We start from the raw sequence: 17,833 nt of genomic DNA, 5'->3' as shown, positions 1-17,833 counted from the left end.
GACGACACGAGGCCTCCTGGGCCCGCCGCGCTCCGCGCTCAGTCGTCGAGCCCGAGCTCGACCGACCGGGCGAGCGCCGCGTCGAGGGCCCGCTCGTCGGTGACGAGGCGGTGCAGGTGCCGCGCCGCGACGTGCAGGGCGTCGAGGTCGGAGCCGTAGACGCTCACCATGCCGCCCTCGGGGTCGAACCCGACGGCCCCCAGCACGTCCGGCTCGTGGTCGGTCAGCGTGGCCTGGAGCGCGCCGGAGAAGTCGTAGCCCGAGCCCTCGACGCCGTGCCGCTCGAGCGCACCCTGGTGGTGGTGCCACTCCGGCCCGCCGGGCGAGTAGATGATGCTCCACCCCTGGGCCAGCGTGACGAGACGGACGGGGTCGAGCGGGACGAAGTCCTCGGCGGTGGTCATGCCGGAACCGTAGCGGGCAGCACCCACGGCGCAGTCCCGCGGTCAGCCGAGGAAGAGGCCGACGGCGAGCGTCACGACGCCCGCCGCGAGGACGACGGCCCCCGCGGGCAGCAGCGCGACGGCCCGGTTCGGCGTCTCGCGACCGGGGCCGACGGCCGACAGGAAGAAGCCGGCCGGGAGCAGGATCGCCGCGACGAGCACGCCGGTCGCCGCGAGCCAGCGCCAGGGGCCGGCGAGGCCCGTGGCCTCCGTGAGGAGTAGGCACACCAGACCGAGGATGACGAGAACCCCCGCGTGCGCGTGCCCGGCGCGAAAGAACGACGTCTGGAACGCGGTGGCCGGGACCCGCCGTGTCACGACCCGGACGAGGAAGGCCCCGCCGGACTCGATGCCGACGACGGTGAGAAGGACGATGCCGGCGGTGAGGCGGGCGGCGTCGGTGAGCTCGAGCACGGGGACCTCCGAGGGAGCGGCGCGAGAGCTCGCGCACTGGTTTGCGAACACTGTTATAGAACATCGTTCGCGAACGCTCGTCAAGGCCCCTAGACTCGGCGCGTGGCACGACCCCGACTGCACGACGACGCCCTGCGCGACCGCCTCCTCGACGTGGCGTCGCGCGCCGTCTCCACACACGGGGAGGCCGCGGTGACGGTCCGGTCGGTCGCGACCGAGGCCGGGACGAGCGCGTCGGCCGTCTACGCGCTCTTCGGCAGCCGCGACGAGCTCGTCGCCGCCGTCTCCGCGGAGGGCTTCCGGCGCTTCGCCGCACACCTCGCCACGGTCCCCCGCACCGACGACCCCGGTGCCGACCTGGCGGCCCTCGGTCGCGCGTACCGCGACTTCGCGCTGGCCGACCCGCACTTCTACGCCGTGATGTTCGCGCGCGGCGTCCGGCCGGGGCCGGACCGGCCCGAGGCGGTCGAGGAGCCCACGTTCCGCGTGCTGCGCGACGCCGTCGCGCGCCTCGTCCCGGCGGACGCGGGTGCCGCCGACGTCGCGCTCGGCCTCTGGGGGCTCGTGCACGGCCTGGTCTCGCTCGAGCTCGCGGGCCTCGTGCCCGGCGGGGACGACGCCCGGGCGGCGCGCTACGCCGCGACGCTCGCCGCCGTCGGTCCGGGGCTCGTGCGACGCGACGCCGACACCTAGGCCGGGAGCAGCAGGCCCGTCCGCCTGCCCACGGCGAGCGGACGCGCGGTCACCGGGCGTCGACTCCCGTGGCGGCACGCTGGCCCGCGGTGATCTCGCGGACGGTGCGCACCCACAGGACGAGCGCGAGGACGACGCCCGCGGTGCCCACCGTCTCCGCGACGGGCAGCAGCGCGAAGGTCCCGGCCGCACCGGCCGAGGAGAGCGTCGTCAGCTGCGTGGCGACGTTCGTCGCGACGCTCCACAGGAGCCACCCGGCCCACCACCACCCGAGGCCGCGGCGCGGGGCGACGACGGTCGCGGCGCGCACGTCGCGCACGACCTGGTACGGGAACCACAAAGCGACGACCGGCACGATCCACCCGAGCCAGACCCACACCCGGCTGCGCGCGTGCCCGTGCGCGGGCGACACGGCCTCGGCGAGCACGCGGCTCTGCCACAGCCACAGGCACGTCACGATCGCTGCGGCGAGCTGGACGGGAAGGAGCAGCAGGCCCACGGCGTCGTACCCGGTGAGGACCTCGGCGCTCGGGGTGCCGGCGCGGGCGGCGCGCTCGAACTCCTCGGCCGCGCGGAACGACGTGACCCAGGCCAGCACCTGCACGGCGGTGACCGCGACCGCGAGCGCGATCGTCCCCGTCGCGAGGCCCCCGGGGACGGGCGGTCGCGGGACGTAGCCGTACCCGCCGCCGTACGCCGGGGCCGTCGGCTGCCCGTACACGGGTGCCGAGGGCGGCGTCAGCGCGGAGGGACCCGCGGGCGAGGGAGCCGCCTGCCCGTACGCGGGGACGGGCGCGGTGCCGTACGCGCCGTACTGCGGTACCGGCCGGCCGGGCGCAGAAGGCTGACCGGGGACGGGGCCGCCGGGCTGTCCGTAGGGCGGGACCCCGGAGGGGTCGTGGTGCGTCAAGGGGTGCCTCCTGCGCTGGTCGGGGCGCCAGCATACTGGCGCCCCGACCTGGGCGGAGACCGGTCCGACGCCGGTCGCGGAGGCTACGCCTCGACGACGACCGGGACGATCATCGGACGACGGCGCAGGCGGTTGGAGACCCACCGGCCGATGACGCGGCGCATGACCTGCTGGAGCTGGTGCGTGTCCGTCGCGCCGCCGGCGATCGCGTCCTCGAGCGCCTTGACGACCTCGGGCTGGATGTCCTGGAACACCTTGTCGTCCTCGGCGAACCCGCGCGCGAGGATCTGCGGCCCCGCGAGGACCTTGCCCGTCGCGGAGTCGACGACGGCGAACACGGAGACGAAGCCCTCCTCGCCGAGGATGCGGCGGTCCTTGAGCTCGGCGTCCGTGATCTCGCCGACGCTCGACCCGTCGACGTACACGTACCCACACGGCACGGCACCCACGACGGACGCGCGTCCGTCGACGAGGTCGACGACGACGCCGTCCTCGGCGAGCACGACGCGGTCGGCCGGCACGCCCGTGCGGACCGCGAGCGCCCCGTTGGCGACGAGGTGGCGGACCTCGCCGTGCACCGGCATGACGTTCTTGGGCTTGAGCACGTTGTAGCAGTAGAGGAGCTCGCCCGCGCTCGCGTGGCCGGACACGTGCACCTTGGCGTTGCCGCCGTGCACGACGCGCGCGCCGAGGCGCGTGAGGCCGTTGATGATGCGGAAGACGGCGTTCTCGTTGCCCGGGATGAGCGACGACGCGAGGATGACGGTGTCGCCGTGGCCGACCTGGACCTTGTGGTCGCCGTTCGCCATGCGCGACAGGGCGGCCATCGGCTCGCCCTGCGACCCCGTGCACATGAGCACGATCTCGTCGTCGCGCAGCGAGTCGACCTTCTTGAGGTCGATGAGCACGCCCTCGGGCACGTGGAGGTACCCGAGCTCGGACGCGATCGTCATGTTGCGGACCATCGAGCGCCCGACGAGCGCGACGCGGCGGCCGTGGTGGTGCGCGGCGTTGAGGACCTGCTGCACGCGGTGCACGTGCGACGAGAACGACGCGACGATGATGCGCTTCTCGGAGGCGGCGAAGACGTTGTCGAGCACCGGGCCGATCTCGACCTCGGGCGTGACGAACCCGGGCACCTCGGCGTTGGTCGAGTCGACCATGAACAGGTCGACGCCCTGCTCGCCCAGGCGCGCGAACGCGCGCAGGTCGGTGATGCGCCCGTCGAGCGGGAGCTGGTCCATCTTGAAGTCGCCCGTGTGCAGCACGGTCCCGGCGCCGGTCGTCACCGCGACCGCGAGCGCGTCGGGGATCGAGTGGTTCACGGCGACGAACTCGCAGCGGAACACGCCGAGCTGCTCGACCTGCCCCTCCTTGACCGCGAGGGTCACGGGCGAGATGCGGTGCTCCTTGAGCTTCGCCTCGACGAACGCGAGCGTGAGCTGCGACCCGACGAGCGGGATGTCGCGACGCAGGCGCAGGAGGTAGGGCACGGCGCCGATGTGGTCCTCGTGGCCGTGCGTGAGGACGATCGCCTCGATGTCGTCCAGCCGGTCCGCGATGTAGTCGAAGTCCGGGAGGATGAGGTCGACGCCGGGCTGGTTGTCCTCGGGGAAGAGGACGCCGCAGTCGATGACGAGCAGGCGCCCGTCGTACTCGAGGACGGCCATGTTGCGGCCGACCTCACCGAGACCGCCGAGGGCGACGATGCGCAGCCCTCCGGCGGGGAGCTCGGGAGGCAGGGAGAGTTCGGGGTGGGGATGGCTCACGGGGCCTCCTGTCGTGGCTGAGCCGGGGGTTTCGAGGGCTCCTGCCCTCGCTAGTTCGTGGGTGCGGCAGCGTCTGCCGCGGTGGTCGCGCCCGCGAGCACGCCCGCGGCGGCGAGGGCGTCGCGCACGAGCGCGACGTCGTCCTCGGTCGCCGCGACGTTCGGCAGGCGCAGGAAACGGTTGTCGGTGACGCCGAGCAGCTCGACGGCGGCCTTGGCCATGACGGCCTGGAAGCCGGCACCGTTGAGCGCGTCGATGACGGGCGTCGTGGTGAGGAAGACCTCGAGCGCGCCCGCCGGGTCGCCGGCGTCGAAGCGGCGCACGACCTCCGCGAACTGCGGCGCGACGGCGTGCGCCGACACCGAGACGATACCCGCGGCGCCGTGCGCGAGGAACGGGAGCAGCAGCCCGTCGTCGCCGCTGTAGAAGGCGAGGCCCGTCGATGCCGCGAGCTTCGCGGCGGCGTAGACGTCGCCCGTCGCGTCCTTGGTCGCCATGACCCGCTCGTGCGCCGCGAGGCGCGCGTACGTGTCGGGGGCGATGCGCACCCCGGTGCGGCCGGGGACGTCGTACAGCATGACGGGGAGGTCGGCCGCCTCGGCGATCGCGACGACGTGGCGGTAGACGCCCTCCTGGCCGGGGCGCGAGTAGTACGGGGTGACGACGAGGAGCCCGTCCGCCCCCGCCTCGGCGGCCTGCTCGGCCATGCGCAGCGCGTGGTCGGTGTCGTTGGACCCGGCGCCCGCGAGGACCGCCGCGCGGTCGCCGACCGCCTCGACGACGGCGCGCACGAGGTCCTGCTTCTCGGGGGCGTGGGTCGTGGGCGACTCGCCCGTCGTGCCGCTCAGCACGAGGCCGTCGTTCCCGTCGTCCACCAGGCGCTTCGCGAGCCGGGCCGCCGCCTCGAGGTCGACGGCGCCGTCGGGCGTCATCGGGGTGACCATGGCCGTGAGGACGGCACCGAACGGGCGCGCGGGGGTGGCGGGAAGGACCATGTGCACAAACTACCGTGCGGCGGGTCGTCGCACCGCGCCCGTCCGGCAGCGACAGGGCGGCGCCCGGGGCACGGGCACGGCGCCCCGCACCGCTCGCCCGGGTGCGTCCCCGCGACCCCCAGGGCGATACTCGGAGCATGTCCCGCCCCGCCTCGACGTCGAACCTCTCCCCCGCCCTCGTCGCCCACGTGCCCACCGGGCTGCTCGTGGACGGCCACTGGGGTCCTGCCGAGGGCGGGCGGACCTTCGAGGTCGAGGACCCGGCGACCGAGGAGTCGCTGTTCGACGTCGCGGACGCGAGCCCGGCGGACGCGCTGCGCGCGCTCGACGCCGCGCACCGTGCGGCGCCCGCGTGGCGCGCGACGCCCCCGCGCGAGCGGGGCGAGGTGCTGCGCGCCGTCTACGACCGGGTCGTCGCGCGGGCCGACGACGTGGCCGCGCTCATCACGGCCGAGTGCGGCAAGCCGCTCGCCGAGGCGCGCGCCGAGGTGCTCTACGGCGCCGACTTCCTGCGCTGGTACGCGGAGCAGGCGGTCCGCGCCGACGGGCTCGCGCGGACCGCGCCCGCGGGCGGCAACCGCCAGCTCGTCTTCCGCCGGCCCGTGGGGCCCGCGCTGCTCGTCACGCCGTGGAACTTCCCGATCGCCATGGCGACGCGCAAGATCGGCCCGGCGCTGGCCGCCGGGTGCACGGTCGTCGTCAAGCCGGCGCGGCTCACCCCTCTGACGACGGCGCTCGTGGCCGAGGTGATCCGCTCCGAGCTCGCCGACCGCGGCCTGCCGACGGGCGTCGTCAACGTCGTCCCGTCGTCGCGCGCCGCTGACGTCACCGAGCCGCTCCTCGCGGACGAGCGCCTGCGCAAGCTGTCGTTCACCGGCTCGACGCCCGTCGGGCGCACGCTGCTCGAGAAGGCGTCCGCCCAGGTGCTGCGCACCTCGATGGAGCTCGGCGGCAACGCCCCGTTCCTCGTGTTCGCGGACGCCGACCTCGACGCGGCGGTCGAGGGCGCCGTGATCGCGAAGCTCCGCAACGCCGGGCAGTCGTGCGTGGCGGCGAACCGCTTCCTCGTGCACGACGCCGTCGCGCGCGAGTTCTCCCAGCGCCTCGCCGCCGCGTTCGCGGACCTGCGGGTCGGGCCGGGCGCCCAGGACGGGACGCAGGTCGGGCCGCTCATCGAGGCGAAGGCCGTCGACAAGGTCGCCGAGCTCGTCGACGCGGCCGTCGACGGCGGGGCCCAGGTGCTCACCGGCGCGGAGCGGCCCCGCTCCCCCGGGTACTTCTACTCCCCCACCGTCCTGTCGGGCGTCGACCCGGACGCGCGCGTCGTCACCGAGGAGATCTTCGGCCCGGTGGCCCCCGTCGTCGCGTTCGGCGACGACGACGAGGGCATCGCTCTCGCGAACGCGACCGAGTACGGGCTCGCCGCCTACGCGTACACGACGTCGCTCGACCGGGCCGTGCGCGTCTCCGAGGAGGTCGAGGCCGGCATGATCGGCGTCAACCGCGGCCTCGTGTCCGACGCGAGCGCCCCGTTCGGCGGGCTCAAGCAGTCCGGCCTCGGCCGCGAGGGCGGCGAGGCCGGCCTCGAGGAGTACCTGGAGACGGTCTACGTCGCCCTCTGACGTCGCCCCCCTTCTCTCTCTTCCCCCCGGCGGCCCCCGCCGCCGCCGAGCACGGGGTCACGGACCGGGATCCGACGATCCCGGTCGCGGTCTCCGTGCTCGACGGGCGGCCGGGCCGTCCTCGTCTCCGGCAGCGCGGGCGGGCCTGCGGGGCCCTCACGCCGCGTTGGTACCCTGACGCCCCGGTGACGACCGGTGACCGGTGCCCCGCGCGCCGGACGGTCGTCGCCGTCCGCCGCCACCGACTCCCGGAGAGCCCACGCCCGTGCCCTCGACGCCCGCGTTGACCACCAGCCCGAACGTCCCCTCGCCCAGCGCCCGCGTCACCACCGTCGGGTACATGATCTTCGCGTCGCGCTGGCTCCAGGCGCCGCTGTACTTCGGCCTCATCGTGGCCCAGGTGGTCTACGTGTGGCAGTTCCTCAAGGAGCTGTGGCTGCTCGTCGTAGGCGGCTTCACGGGCCGCGCGACGGACCACGCGACGCACGAGGTGGTCAGCTTCGGCGCCGAGGAGATCATGCTCGCGGTGCTCGGGCTCGTGGACGTCGTCATGATCTCCAACCTGCTCATCATGGTCATCGTGGGCGGCTACGAGACGTTCGTCTCGCGCATCCGGCTCGAGGGCCACCCCGACCAGCCCGAGTGGCTGAGCCACGTCAACGCGAACGTGCTCAAGACAAAGCTCGCGATGTCCATCGTCGGCATCTCGTCGATCCACCTGCTGCGCACGTTCATCGACAGCAGCCGCTACACGCCGACGCAGCTCATGTGGCAGACGCTCATCCACCTCGCGTTCGTCCTCTCGGCGCTCGCCCTCGCGCTCATCGACCGCATGTCCCTCACCGCGCACCAGCGCGCGGCGAACGCCGCCGCCGCGGGCGAGGGCCCGGCCGACCCGCACGCATGAGCCGGCCCGACGACGTCCCCCGCCCCCGCGCCGACCCCGCGCCCGACGTGGCGCGGGCGGCCGCCGCGGACGTGCCGGACGTCGTCGGCGTGCCGGACGCCGAAGAGGTTCCGGACGTCGTCGAGCACGTGGCCGAGCGGGCCGTCGAGGACGAGGTCCGCGCCGCGGTCCGCCAGGCCGTGTCCGTCTCCGTCGCGACGGGCCTGTACGGCATCTCCTTCGGCGCGCTGTCGGTCGTCGCGGGCCTCGACGTCGCGCAGACCATGGCTCTGAGCCTGCTCATGTTCTCGGGCGGCTCGCAGTTCGCGCTCATCGGCGTGGTGGGCGCCGGGGGCGCGCCTGTCGCCGCGATCACCACGGCGGGCTTCCTCGGCGTCCGCAACGCGCTCTACGGCGCGCAGCTCGGCCCGCTGCTCGCGCTGCGCTCGTGGCACAAGGTCGTCGCGGCGCAGTTCACGATCGACGAGTCGACCGCCGTCGCGACCGCGCAACGGTCCCGGCGCGCCGTCCGGGCCGGGTTCTGGTGGACGGGCGTCGGCATCTTCGTCCTCTGGAACGCGATGACGCTCGTCGGGGCGCTCGCGGGCGACGCGCTGGGCGACCCCCGCGCGTGGGGGCTCGACGCCGCCGCGGCGGCCGCGTTCCTCGGCCTGCTGTGGCCGCGGCTCGCGACGCGCGCGATGCAGCTCACCGCTGCCGCGGCGGTGGTCGTCGCGTCGGCGCTCGTCCCGGTCGCACCGGGCGGCGTGCCGGTGCTCGCGGCGGCCGCGGTCGCCGTCGTCATCGGTCAGGTCGACGCGCGGCGCCGCCGGGCCGCCGACCGTGCGGGGACCGCGGCCGGTCCCCGCGGAGAGGAGCCCTCGTGACCTCAGCGACCGTCTGGGTCGTCGTGCTCACCGCGTCCGCGGTGTGCTTCGCGCTCAAGCTCGCCGGCCACCTCGTGCCCGAGCACTGGCTCGCCGACGAGCGCGTCGCGCGCACCGCCGCGCTCGTCACCGCCGCGCTCCTCGCGGCGCTCGTCACGGTGCAGACCGTCGGCGACGGGCAGGCCCTCGTCGTCGACGCGCGCCTGCCCGCGCTGGGCGTCGCGGCCGTCGCGCTCGCGCTGCGCGCGCCGTTCATCGTCGTCGTGGTCCTCGCCGCGGTCACGGCCGCGGGCCTGCGCGCTCTCGGCTGGGGCTGAGTCCGTCCCGGCGCCCGGCCGGGTCTCGTAGGGTGAACCCGTGAGCCTCTTCCGCGAGACCGCCGACGTCTCCGTCCGCCCTGCCGTGCCCGGCGACGACGTCGCGATGACCGCGATCCAGGTCGGGGCGTGGCGCTCCTCGCACGCCGACGTGCTCGGCGACGACGTGCTCGACGCGCTCGACACCGTGCGGATGCGCGAGCAGTGGGCCGCCGCGATCTCCTCGCCGCCCGGTCCCGGCTTCGCGGTGCTCGTCGCGTGCGCGGGAGCCGACGTCGTGGGGTTCGCCGCGGTCGCGCCCGGCCAGGTCCTCGCGCTCGAGGTGGAGCCGCGCCACCAGCGCGGCGGGCACGGGTCGCGCCTGCTGGCGGCGGCGGTCGACCGGCTGCGGCGCGACGGCGCGGACGAGGTCGTCACGTGGGTCCTCGACGGCGACGCCGCGCGCGAGGCCTTCCTCGCCGGGTCCGGGCTCGGTCCCGACGGGCGCACCCGGACGCTCGCGACCGGGCTGCGGGACGTCGTCGAGCGGCGCTGGACGGCCGAGATCTGACGACCGCGGGACCCCGCGTCACGCAGCCGTGACACGCCCGTGACCCGCCCGTCCCCGTGACCTGCGAGGATCGTCCGCCATGGGCATCCTCACCGACTACTTCGCCGCACCGGACGACGCCCGGGCCGCGCTCGCCGCGCAGGCAGGACCGGCCTCCCCCGACCCGCTGACCACGCAGCCGGGCTTCGCGACCGTGGAGCTCCGGGGCATCGACCCGTTCGTCGTCCTCGGCACGCTGGCGAGCCTGCTCACCGACCGCCCGTACGCCGAGGTCACGGCTGACGCCCGCCACGGCTCGCTCGTCGCGACCGGGGGTGACGAGGGGCCGTGGGTGGTCTCCGTGACGGACGTGCTCGTCGGGGCGCTCGCCTCCGCGAGGCCCGCCGCGCTCGACGAGGTCGCCGTGCGGTGGGCGGCGACGGAGGAGCTCGAGGGGTCGGACCCCGCGGGCCTCGCCGACGCGCTGCACCGGCTCGCGGCGCTGTGCGTCCGCGCCGACGACGCGGGGCACCGGCTCTACTGCTGGACGAGCCTGTGACGCGCGTGCCCGGGCGCCGTCAGGCCCGACGACGCGCGCGGTAGAGCGCCGCGGCCTTGCGCAGCGCCTCCCGGGCCCGACGGCGGTCGCGCGCCGCGTCGTAGGCGAACGCGAGGTGGTACCAGGCCTCCCAGCTCGTCGGGTCGGCGTCGACCGCGTCCCGGTACGGACCGAAGGCCGCGTCAGCGGCGTCCCGGTCGATCCGGCCGCCCGGCGAGCGCGGCAGGTCGTCGACGGGCAGGCGGCCGCGGTCCGCGAGGTCGTCGGCCATGCGCTGCACGGTGCCGGCGAGCAGGAACTCGCGCCCGACGAGGCCGACGACGAGCAGCGGCAGCACGAGCACGCCGGCCCCGATCGCCATGGCCACGGGCTCGCCCGTGCGGATGAGGGCCGCGGACCGTCCCGCGACCTGCCACACGTAGAGCGCGAGCAGGAGCGTGACGAGGACCGCCCCGACGATCGCCTTCCACGGGCGCCCGACGCGCGACCGCGCGCGCGAGCCGCCGTCCCCGGGTCCGGAGGTGTCCGGGCCGGTGGACCCGCCGGACACGCTCACGCCAGGTCCAGCACGTTCTCGAGGCCGACGGTCAGCCCGGGCCGGCTGACGACCTCGCGCACCGCGAGCAGGACGCCCGGCATGAACGAGACCCGGTCGAACGAGTCCTGCCGGATGACGAGCTGCTCGCCCGTGTTGCCGAACAGGATCTCCTCGTGCGCGACGAGGCCGCGCAGACGGACGGCGTGCACGCGCACGCCGTCGACGTCGGCCCCGCGCGCCTCCCAGCCCGTCTCGGTCGCGTCCGGGCCCGTCCCGAGACCGGCGTCGGCGCGCGCGGCGGCGATCGCCGCGGCGGTGTGCCGCGCGGTGCCGGACGGCGCGTCGACCTTGTCCGGGTGGTGGAGCTCGATCACCTCGGCCGACTCGAAGTACCGCGCGGCCTTGGCGGCGAACGTCATCGCGAGGACGGCGGACAGCCCGAAGTTGGGTGCGATGAGCACGCCGAGCCCCGGCGCGCCCGCCGCGGCAGCACGACCGAGGTGCGCGACGACGCGACCGCGGCTCTCCTCCGTCCAGCCCGTGGTCCCGACGACGGCGTGCACGCCCGCGTCGATCAGCGCGTGGACGTTCGCCTCGGTCGCGGCCGGGACCGTGAAGTCGACGGCGACGTCCGCGCCGCCGAGCGTCGCGGCGGCGACCTCGTCGCCCGCGTCGAGGCGCGCGACGAGCTCGAGGTCCGCCGCGCCCTCGACGGCGGCGCAGACGGTCGCGCCCATGCGTCCGGCGGCGCCCAGGACGGCGACCCGCAGCGGGCGACCGGGCTCCCTGCCGGGGGCGGTCGGTGCGGGATCGGGCGCGGGGGTGCTCTGCTCGCTCACGCCCGTCACCCTATCGCCGCAGCGCGCGTCGACCGGTGCCTCGTCCGCCGCACCGGGCAGTGGGTCTGCCCACAGCACGACGGCGGCCGCCCTCCGCGAGGAGGACGGCCGCCGCGAGACGCCGTGGAGGCGGGGTCAGTCGCCGAACGGCCCGACGCGCACCACGGAGCGCGGGCGCGACGCGAGGTCGTCGGCGAGCTTCTGCACGTCGTCGGCCGTGACGGATCGGATCGCGTCGAGCGACTCCTCGACGCTCAGGAGCTCGCCGTAGACGAGCTCGGCCTTGCCGAGCCGGCTCATGCGCGAGCCGGAGTCCTCGAGGCCGAGGACCATGCCGCCCGAGAGCTGGCCGATGCTGCGGTCGAGCTCCGCGCCGGTGATGCCGTCGGCCGCGAGGCGGTCGAGCTCGCTGTGCAGCAGCGCGGTCACCTCGTCCACCTTCGACGGCGCGCACCCGGCGTAGAGGCCGAACGTGCCGATGCCGCCGTGGCCGGACGCGAACGAGTAGGTCGAGTACGCGAGGCCGCGCCGCTCGCGGATCTCCTGGAAGAGCCGCGAGCTCATGCCGCCGCCGAGGACGGCGCTGAGCACGGAGAGCGTGAAGCGGCGGTCGTCCGTCGCGGCGAGTCCGGTGCCGCCGATGACGACGTTCGCCTGCTCGACCGCACGGTGGACCGACAGCTCGACGCTCGCGGCCCCGACGCCCACCAGGGCGGGGTCCGCGGGGTCGCGCCGCGCGCGGGGTGCGCCGGACGCGTCGAGCGTCCAGCCGCCGTCGCGCAGCGCCGTGCCCACCTGGTCGACCAGCGTGTCGTGGTCGACGCCGCCCGCCGCCGCGACGACGAGCGTCTCGGGGCGGTAGTGCCAGCGGTAGTGCTCCCACACGGCGTCCCGGGGCACGGCGTTGATCGTGTCCGGGGTGCCGCCGATGGGCCGCCCGAGCGGATGTCCGCCGAGGACCGCCGCGGCGAACTCCTCGTGCACGACGTCCGAGGGGTCGTCGTCGTTCATCGCGAGCTCTTCGAGGATCACGCCGCGCTCGGTCTCGAGCTCGTCGGGGTCCAGGCGCGCTGAGGTCACCATGTCGGTGATGACGTCGACCGCCATGGGGAGGTCGGCGTCGAGCACGCGCGCGTAGTAGCACGTGTGCTCCTTGCCGGTCGCCGCGTTGGCCTCGCCGCCGACGGCGTCGAACGCCTCGGCGATGTCCATCGCGGAGCGGCGGGCCGTGCCCTTGAACAGCAGGTGCTCGAGGAAGTGCGTCGACCCGAAGTGGCCGTCGGTCTCGTCGCGCGAGCCGACGCCGACCCACGCGCCCACCGTCGCCGAGCGCAGGCCCGGCATCGACTCGGTGAGCACGCGGACCCCGCCGGGCAGGACGGAGCGACGGATCGTCGCGCCGTCCTGCCCGGCGGTCAGCTCGGCCCCGGCGTCACCCGCCGGGACGAGCGGAAGGTCCCACGGCACGTCAGGCGTCCGCGTCCTCGGTCGCGGGAGCGTCGGCCGGAGCCTCGTCCTCGACCACGGCGTGCAGCGAGAGCTTGCCGCGCGGGTCGATCTCGCCGATCTCGACCTGGACCTTCTGGCCGATGGACAGCACGTCCTCGACGTTCTCGACGCGCTTGCCGCCCACGAGCTTGCGGATCTGGCTGATGTGCAGCAGACCGTCCTTGCCCGGGGAGAGCGAGATGAATGCGCCGAACGACGTCGTCTTGACGACCGTGCCGACGAAGCGCTCGCCGATCTCCGGGACGTGCGGGTTGGCGATCGCGTTGATCGCCGCGCGGGCGGCCTCGGCCGACGGGCCGTCGACGGCGCCGATGTACACGGTGCCGTCGTCCTCGATGGAGATGTCCGCGCCCGTCTCCTCCTGGATCTGGTTGATCATCTTGCCCTTGGGGCCGATGACCTCGCCGATCTTGTCGACCGGCACCTTCACGGAGATGACGCGCGGGGCGTTCGGGGACATCTCGTCGGGCACGTCGATGGCCTCGGCGAGCACGTCGAGGATCGTCAGGCGCGCGTCGCGCGCCTGGGTCAGCGCACCGGCGAGGACCGACGCGGGGATGCCGTCGAGCTTGGTGTCGAGCTGGATGGCCGTGACGAACTCGCGCGTGCCGGCGACCTTGAAGTCCATGTCGCCGAACGCGTCCTCGGCACCGAGGATGTCGGTGAGCGCCGCGTAGCGGGTCTCACCGTCCACCGTGTCGGAGATGAGGCCCATCGCGATGCCCGCGACAGGGGCGCGCAGCGGCACGCCCGCGTTGAGGAGCGAGAGCGTCGAGGCGCACACGGAGCCCATGGACGTCGAGCCGTTGGAGCCGAGGGCCTCGGACACCTGGCGGATCGCGTAGGGGAACTCCTCGCGGCTCGGCAGCACCGGCACGAGCGCACGCTCGGCGAGCGCGCCGTGGCCGATCTCGCGGCGCTTCGGGCTGCCCACGCGGCCGGTCTCGCCGGTCGAGTAGGGCGGGAAGTTGTAGTTGTGCATGTAGCGCTTGCGCGTCTCCGGACCGAGCGAGTCGATCTGCTGCTCCATGCGGAGCATGTTCAGCGTGGTGACGCCCATGATCTGGGTCTCGCCACGCTCGAAGAGCGCGGAGCCGTGCACGCGCGGCAGCACCTCGACCTCGGCCGACAGAGTGCGGATGTCCGCGAGCCCACGACCGTCGATGCGCACGCCGTCGGTGAGCACGCGCTGGCGCACGAGCTTCTTCTGGAGCGCGCGGTACGCGGCGGAGAGCTCCTTCTCGCGGCCGTCGAACCCGGCCTGGAGCTTGCCCACCATCTCGTTCTTGATCTCGTCGAGACGGTTCTCGCGGTCCTGCTTGTCCGCGACGGCGAGCGCCTCGCGCAGGTCCGTCGCGACCTCGGCCTCGACCGCGGCGAACGCGTCGTCCTGGTAGTCCAGGAAGACCGGGTACTCCTTGACGGGCTTCGCGGCCTGCGCGGCGAGCGCCGACTGCGCGTCGCACAGCGCCTTGATGAACGGCTTGGCCGCCTCGATGCCCTCGGCGACGACCTCCTCGGTCGGCGCCGCCACGCCCTCGTCCTTGACGAGGCCCCAGGCGCCGTCGGTCGCCTCGGCCTCGATCATCGCGATCGCGACGTCGTCGCCGACGACGCGGCCGGCCACGACCATGTCGAAGACCGCGCGCTCCTTGTCGGAGTACTTGGGGAACGCGACCCACTGGCCGTCGACCAGCGCGATGCGGACCGCGCCGACCGGGCCGGAGAACGGCAGGCCGGAGATCTGGGTCGACGCCGACGCGGCGTTGATCGCGAGCGTGTCGTACGCGTCGTCCGGGTGGAGCGCGAGGACCGTGATGACGACCTGGACCTCGTTGCGCAGGCCCTTGACGAAGAGCGGGCGCAGCGGGCGGTCGATGAGGCGGCACGCGAGGATCGCGTCCGTCGAGGGGCGACCCTCGCGGCGGAAGAACGAGCCGGGGATGCGGCCCGCGGCGTACATGCGCTCCTCGACGTCCACCGTCAGCGGGAAGAAGTCGAACTGCTCCTTGGGGTGCTTGCCGGCCGTCGTGGCCGACAGGAGCATGGTCTCGTCGTCGAGGTACGCGGCGACGGAGCCGGCGGCCTGACGAGCGAGGCGCCCGGTCTCGAACCGGACGGTGCGGGTGCCGAAGCGACCGTTGTCGATCGTGGCCTCGGCGAACTGGATCTCGGGACCCTCCACGGGTGCCCTCCCTTTCTCGAAGCGCCGCCCGGGTAGCCCTGTCGAGGGTTCCGGTCCGCGCCCCGGCGCGTGGCGCAGGGGCTCCGGTCGCACTCGACGCTCGGCGGTCTTCGATCGAGGTCCACGGCGGTTCCCGCACCGGTCCGTCCGAGGACGGTGCCGTGGGGGTCCGTGAGCCACTACCGAGGACCGAACGAGAGGCCGGCGGCGCGGTGGGTGGTGTGCGGCTGGGTGGTGCTCAGCCGGGGTGTGACGGGTACATCACACCAGACCAGCCCGGTCCCCGCAGGGACCGGGCTGGCGGTGTCGTGTCAGCGACGCAGACCGAGGCGCTCGATGAGGCTCCGGTAGCGGTTGATGTCGACCTTCTGCAGGTAGCCGAGCAGGCGACGGCGCTGGCCGACGAGGAGGAGCAGACCACGACGGCTGTGGTGGTCGTGCTTGTGCTCCTTGAGGTGCTCGGTGAGGTCCTTGATGCGCTGCGTGAGGAGCGCGACCTGGACCTCGGGCGAACCGGTGTCGCCCTCGCTCGTCGCGTACTCGGTCATGATGCGCTGCTTCGTGGCAGTGTCGAGCGGCACGGTTCTCCTTCGGGTTCGTTGCGCGGTGCGCCGGGACGGATCTCCCGGGCTCTCTCTGTCCGCGGCCGGTCAGACGGCGCATCCATCTTACCAGGTGGACGCGCCGTCGCCCGCCGCGGCCCCGTCGTCCCGGCCGGACCGCGCGTCGTGCCTCAGGGGGCGCCGTCGTGCCCGGCCGTGCCGTCACCGCGGAACCGGCCCGCGGCGTCGGGCAGCACCCCGGCGAACCGGAGCAGGTCCGGCAGTGTGAGGACGAGCGACCCGTCCTCGAAGTGCACGCCCTGCGCGGGCGTCCAGTGGTTGCTCGTGCGCACGTACGACGTGTCGTCCTGCCGCAGCAGGTACACGAACGTCTCCGCGAGCACGCGGCTGCCGACCTCGCCGAGGAAGCTGCCGTCGCCCTGGAGCTCGGCCTCCTTGAGGACGTAGTACCACAGCGGGGTGCCGCCGTGATCGCCGTCCCGCAGGGCCGCGAGCGCCTGCTTCACGTCGTCGCTCGCCCGGTCCTCGAGCTGGGCCGGGGTGAGCGGGACGACCCCGAAGGCCGCCGCGACGGCCTCGCCCGTGGGCAGCGCGAGCATGTAGCCACGCAGCAGGTTGCGCTGCGCGAGCTGCTTCTGGAGCGCGCTGGCGACGAGCTGGGCCGGCGTGTGCGCGGGCGGCTCGGGCGGCAGGTTCCCCTCCTTGACCATCGTGCCCAGGCTCGGCGCGAGGAACGTGTCGATCTTCTCCGCCGCGCGGAACGTCCGCGGGTCGCCCTTGTCGACGAACCGCGCCCACTCGATCGGCCAGTTGGACGGCAGGACCGGGGTGCCCTGCGGTCCCGGACGCAGGCTGCCGCCGTTCCCCGTGAACTGGAAGAGCTGCGTCAGGCTCGCGTTCGCGGGCGGCGGGCCCGTGAAGTTGACGTTGAAGTCGTAGGAGTCGCGGATCATCGAGTGCCCGAACCGGAACGCCGCGACCGCGAACTCGAGCGGCATGGAGATCGGGTACCGGGGCCGGAAGAACGACGTGTCGCGCAGGAGCGTCGCGTCGAGCACGCCCGGCTTGGTGAGGGTGCGCAGGTAGTCGTTGACCACGAGCCACTGGTAGTGCCACCGCACGAGCTGGCTCGCGCGCTCGAACACGCCGCGCTCCCCGCCCGTGAGCCGGGTCCAGGGCTCGGCGTCGTCCACCCAGTCCACGACGGCGTTGTGGAACCGGATCATCGCGAGGTGGAGCTGGGCGACCACGAGGTTCTCGTCGTTGCGCCCGTCCGGGATCAGCGGCGCGCCGCCGTCGTCGCGCGGCAGGTCGCGCTGCGCGTCGTCGCCGGGCGCCACGAGCGAGAACGAGGGCCCGCCGGGGACGACGAGCGGCTCGGTGGAGATGCGGCCGAGCCGCAGCTTCGCCGAGCCCGGCACGTACGACGCCTCGCTGCGCGTCGTGCGGTACCCGCGCTCGCCCTCGAACCGCGGCCCGCTGCCGTACAGGGAGTCGAGGTTGAGCGCCGGGTGGCGCCCGTTGTGGAGCGAGCGCACCACGACCCACGGCGCGAAGACCTGGAAGGGCACGGCGTCGACGTCGCCGAGCGCCTGGTCCCCGTCCCGGCCCGTCGTCGTGTCGGGGCCGTTGGTGTTGAGCGTGATGTCGTGGTCGATGAACTGGCCCCAGTACGTGTACACGGCCGGCACGTGCGAGTCGAGGCTGCGCGGCGGCTGCCCGGGCGGGGAGACGGGCCGGGCGACCATCGCCGCCCCGAGCGTCTTCAGCGCGGCGACGGTCGCGGCCGTCGCGCCGTTCCCGACCGGGAGGTGGAACCGCGGGAAGCGCTCCGCGAGCTGCGGGAACAGGTAGTCGAACGCGGTCGTGGAGTCGTACCGGTGGTGCTCGAGGTCCCGCGCCACCGCGGCCTCGGCCGCGGGCAGGAGCGGTGCGTCCGACTCCGCCGGGTCCACGTCCGCATCGGTCGCGACCTCGTCGGGGACGACGGCCGACCCGTGCCCGACGCTGCGGACGGTCCGGCCGACCGGGGTGGACGCCTGGTCGACGGCGTCGGGTGCGACGTCGTCGACGACGGTCTCGGCGACGGGAGCCGCCGGTTGCTGCTGAGCCTCCATGGCTCTGCCCTCTCTGTCGGAGGTCTTCGTGCGGCCCGCGCGGCGGGCCGCCGGCGCC

Annotated in this window: 18 protein-coding genes; 7 read left to right on the top strand and 11 right to left on the bottom strand. The window is 74.4% G+C overall.

The features are described 5' to 3' along the window. Window positions 1-38: 38 nt before the first annotated feature. Together RSE42_RS07895 and RSE42_RS07890 are read right to left on the bottom strand one after the other, a co-directional pair. The gene (locus RSE42_RS07895; RefSeq protein WP_061267556.1) at window positions 39-404 is read right to left on the bottom strand and encodes an Imm51 family immunity protein; all 366 of its coding nucleotides are present in this window, start codon (window positions 402-404) and stop codon (window positions 39-41) included. A gap of 42 nt (window positions 405-446) precedes the next feature. Continuing rightward, a complete protein-coding gene (locus tag RSE42_RS07890) occupies window positions 447-857 on the bottom strand; it encodes a hypothetical protein (RefSeq protein WP_061267555.1) in 411 nt (136 codons plus the stop codon). Window positions 858-959: 102 nt separating this feature from the next. On the opposite strand from RSE42_RS07890, the gene RSE42_RS07885 reads away from it, so the two are divergent. After that, window positions 960-1,550, top strand: coding sequence for a TetR/AcrR family transcriptional regulator (locus tag RSE42_RS07885; RefSeq protein WP_415298497.1), 591 nt, complete (start codon window positions 960-962; stop codon window positions 1,548-1,550). Between the two features lie 49 nt (window positions 1,551-1,599). On the opposite strand, the gene RSE42_RS07880 is transcribed toward RSE42_RS07885, so the two are convergent. From RSE42_RS07880 to dapA, 3 genes are all read right to left on the bottom strand, one after another. After that, on the bottom strand, window positions 1,600-2,460 hold the full coding sequence (locus RSE42_RS07880; RefSeq protein WP_415298495.1) for a DUF4328 domain-containing protein: 861 nt from the start codon (window positions 2,458-2,460) through the stop codon (window positions 1,600-1,602). An 83-nt stretch (window positions 2,461-2,543) separates the two neighbouring features. After that, window positions 2,544-4,229: a ribonuclease J gene (locus RSE42_RS07875; protein WP_034655491.1), complete on the bottom strand. Its 1,686-nt coding sequence runs from the start codon at window positions 4,227-4,229 to the stop codon at window positions 2,544-2,546. A 50-nt stretch (window positions 4,230-4,279) separates the two neighbouring features. Beyond that, window positions 4,280-5,224, bottom strand: coding sequence for a 4-hydroxy-tetrahydrodipicolinate synthase (dapA, locus tag RSE42_RS07870; RefSeq protein WP_415298493.1), 945 nt, complete (start codon window positions 5,222-5,224; stop codon window positions 4,280-4,282). 137 nt (window positions 5,225-5,361) lie between these two features. Between dapA and RSE42_RS07865 the strand changes: the two genes are divergently transcribed. From RSE42_RS07865 to RSE42_RS07840, 6 genes are all read left to right on the top strand, one after another. Beyond that, window positions 5,362-6,846: an NAD-dependent succinate-semialdehyde dehydrogenase gene (locus RSE42_RS07865; RefSeq protein ID WP_363372654.1), complete on the top strand. Its 1,485-nt coding sequence runs from the start codon at window positions 5,362-5,364 to the stop codon at window positions 6,844-6,846. 265 nt (window positions 6,847-7,111) lie between these two features. Beyond that, window positions 7,112-7,753: a TIGR00645 family protein gene (locus tag RSE42_RS07860; RefSeq protein WP_021483162.1), complete on the top strand. Its 642-nt coding sequence runs from the start codon at window positions 7,112-7,114 to the stop codon at window positions 7,751-7,753. Further along, window positions 7,750-8,619, top strand: a complete 870-nt coding sequence (locus RSE42_RS07855; RefSeq protein WP_415298490.1) for an AzlC family ABC transporter permease — start codon at window positions 7,750-7,752, stop codon at window positions 8,617-8,619. Before RSE42_RS07860 ends, RSE42_RS07855 begins: the two co-directional genes overlap by 4 nt. Then, entirely contained in the window at window positions 8,616-8,936 is a 321-nt protein-coding gene (locus RSE42_RS07850; RefSeq protein ID WP_043658086.1) for an AzlD domain-containing protein, read from the top strand. Before RSE42_RS07855 ends, RSE42_RS07850 begins: the two co-directional genes overlap by 4 nt. A gap of 40 nt (window positions 8,937-8,976) precedes the next feature. Continuing rightward, entirely contained in the window at window positions 8,977-9,486 is a 510-nt protein-coding gene (locus tag RSE42_RS07845; protein WP_043658083.1) for a GNAT family N-acetyltransferase, read from the top strand. A gap of 79 nt (window positions 9,487-9,565) precedes the next feature. Then, window positions 9,566-10,024 carry a hypothetical protein gene (locus tag RSE42_RS07840; RefSeq protein WP_415298488.1) on the top strand — a complete coding sequence of 153 codons (459 nt, stop codon included), beginning with the start codon at window positions 9,566-9,568 and terminating at the stop codon, window positions 10,022-10,024. A gap of 19 nt (window positions 10,025-10,043) precedes the next feature. On the opposite strand, the gene RSE42_RS07835 is transcribed toward RSE42_RS07840, so the two are convergent. The 6 genes from RSE42_RS07835 to RSE42_RS07810 all read right to left on the bottom strand — a co-directional run bounded on the left by RSE42_RS07835 (window position 10,044) and on the right by RSE42_RS07810 (window position 17,775). Further along, on the bottom strand, window positions 10,044-10,574 hold the full coding sequence (locus RSE42_RS07835; RefSeq protein ID WP_415298853.1) for a hypothetical protein: 531 nt from the start codon (window positions 10,572-10,574) through the stop codon (window positions 10,044-10,046). 2 nt (window positions 10,575-10,576) lie between these two features. Continuing rightward, the gene (gene dapB, locus RSE42_RS07830) at window positions 10,577-11,332 is read right to left on the bottom strand and encodes a 4-hydroxy-tetrahydrodipicolinate reductase (protein WP_415298851.1); all 756 of its coding nucleotides are present in this window, start codon (window positions 11,330-11,332) and stop codon (window positions 10,577-10,579) included. A 204-nt stretch (window positions 11,333-11,536) separates the two neighbouring features. Next, a complete protein-coding gene (locus RSE42_RS07825) occupies window positions 11,537-12,868 on the bottom strand; it encodes a M16 family metallopeptidase (protein ID WP_076406481.1) in 1,332 nt (443 codons plus the stop codon). Between the two features lies 1 nt (window position 12,869). Continuing rightward, window positions 12,870-15,095: a polyribonucleotide nucleotidyltransferase gene (locus RSE42_RS07820; RefSeq protein ID WP_114553551.1), complete on the bottom strand. Its 2,226-nt coding sequence runs from the start codon at window positions 15,093-15,095 to the stop codon at window positions 12,870-12,872. A 311-nt stretch (window positions 15,096-15,406) separates the two neighbouring features. Beyond that, a complete protein-coding gene (rpsO, locus tag RSE42_RS07815) occupies window positions 15,407-15,676 on the bottom strand; it encodes a 30S ribosomal protein S15 (RefSeq protein ID WP_021479897.1) in 270 nt (89 codons plus the stop codon). 152 nt (window positions 15,677-15,828) lie between these two features. Beyond that, a complete protein-coding gene (locus tag RSE42_RS07810; protein ID WP_415298485.1) occupies window positions 15,829-17,775 on the bottom strand; it encodes a peroxidase family protein in 1,947 nt (648 codons plus the stop codon). Between the last annotated feature and the right edge of the window lie 58 nt (window positions 17,776-17,833).

The organism is Cellulosimicrobium sp. SJTW-1, assembly GCF_047716875.1.
Classification (GTDB): domain Bacteria; phylum Actinomycetota; class Actinomycetes; order Actinomycetales; family Cellulomonadaceae; genus Cellulosimicrobium; species Cellulosimicrobium funkei.
This window is presented reverse-complemented; position numbering and strand designations above follow the sequence as displayed.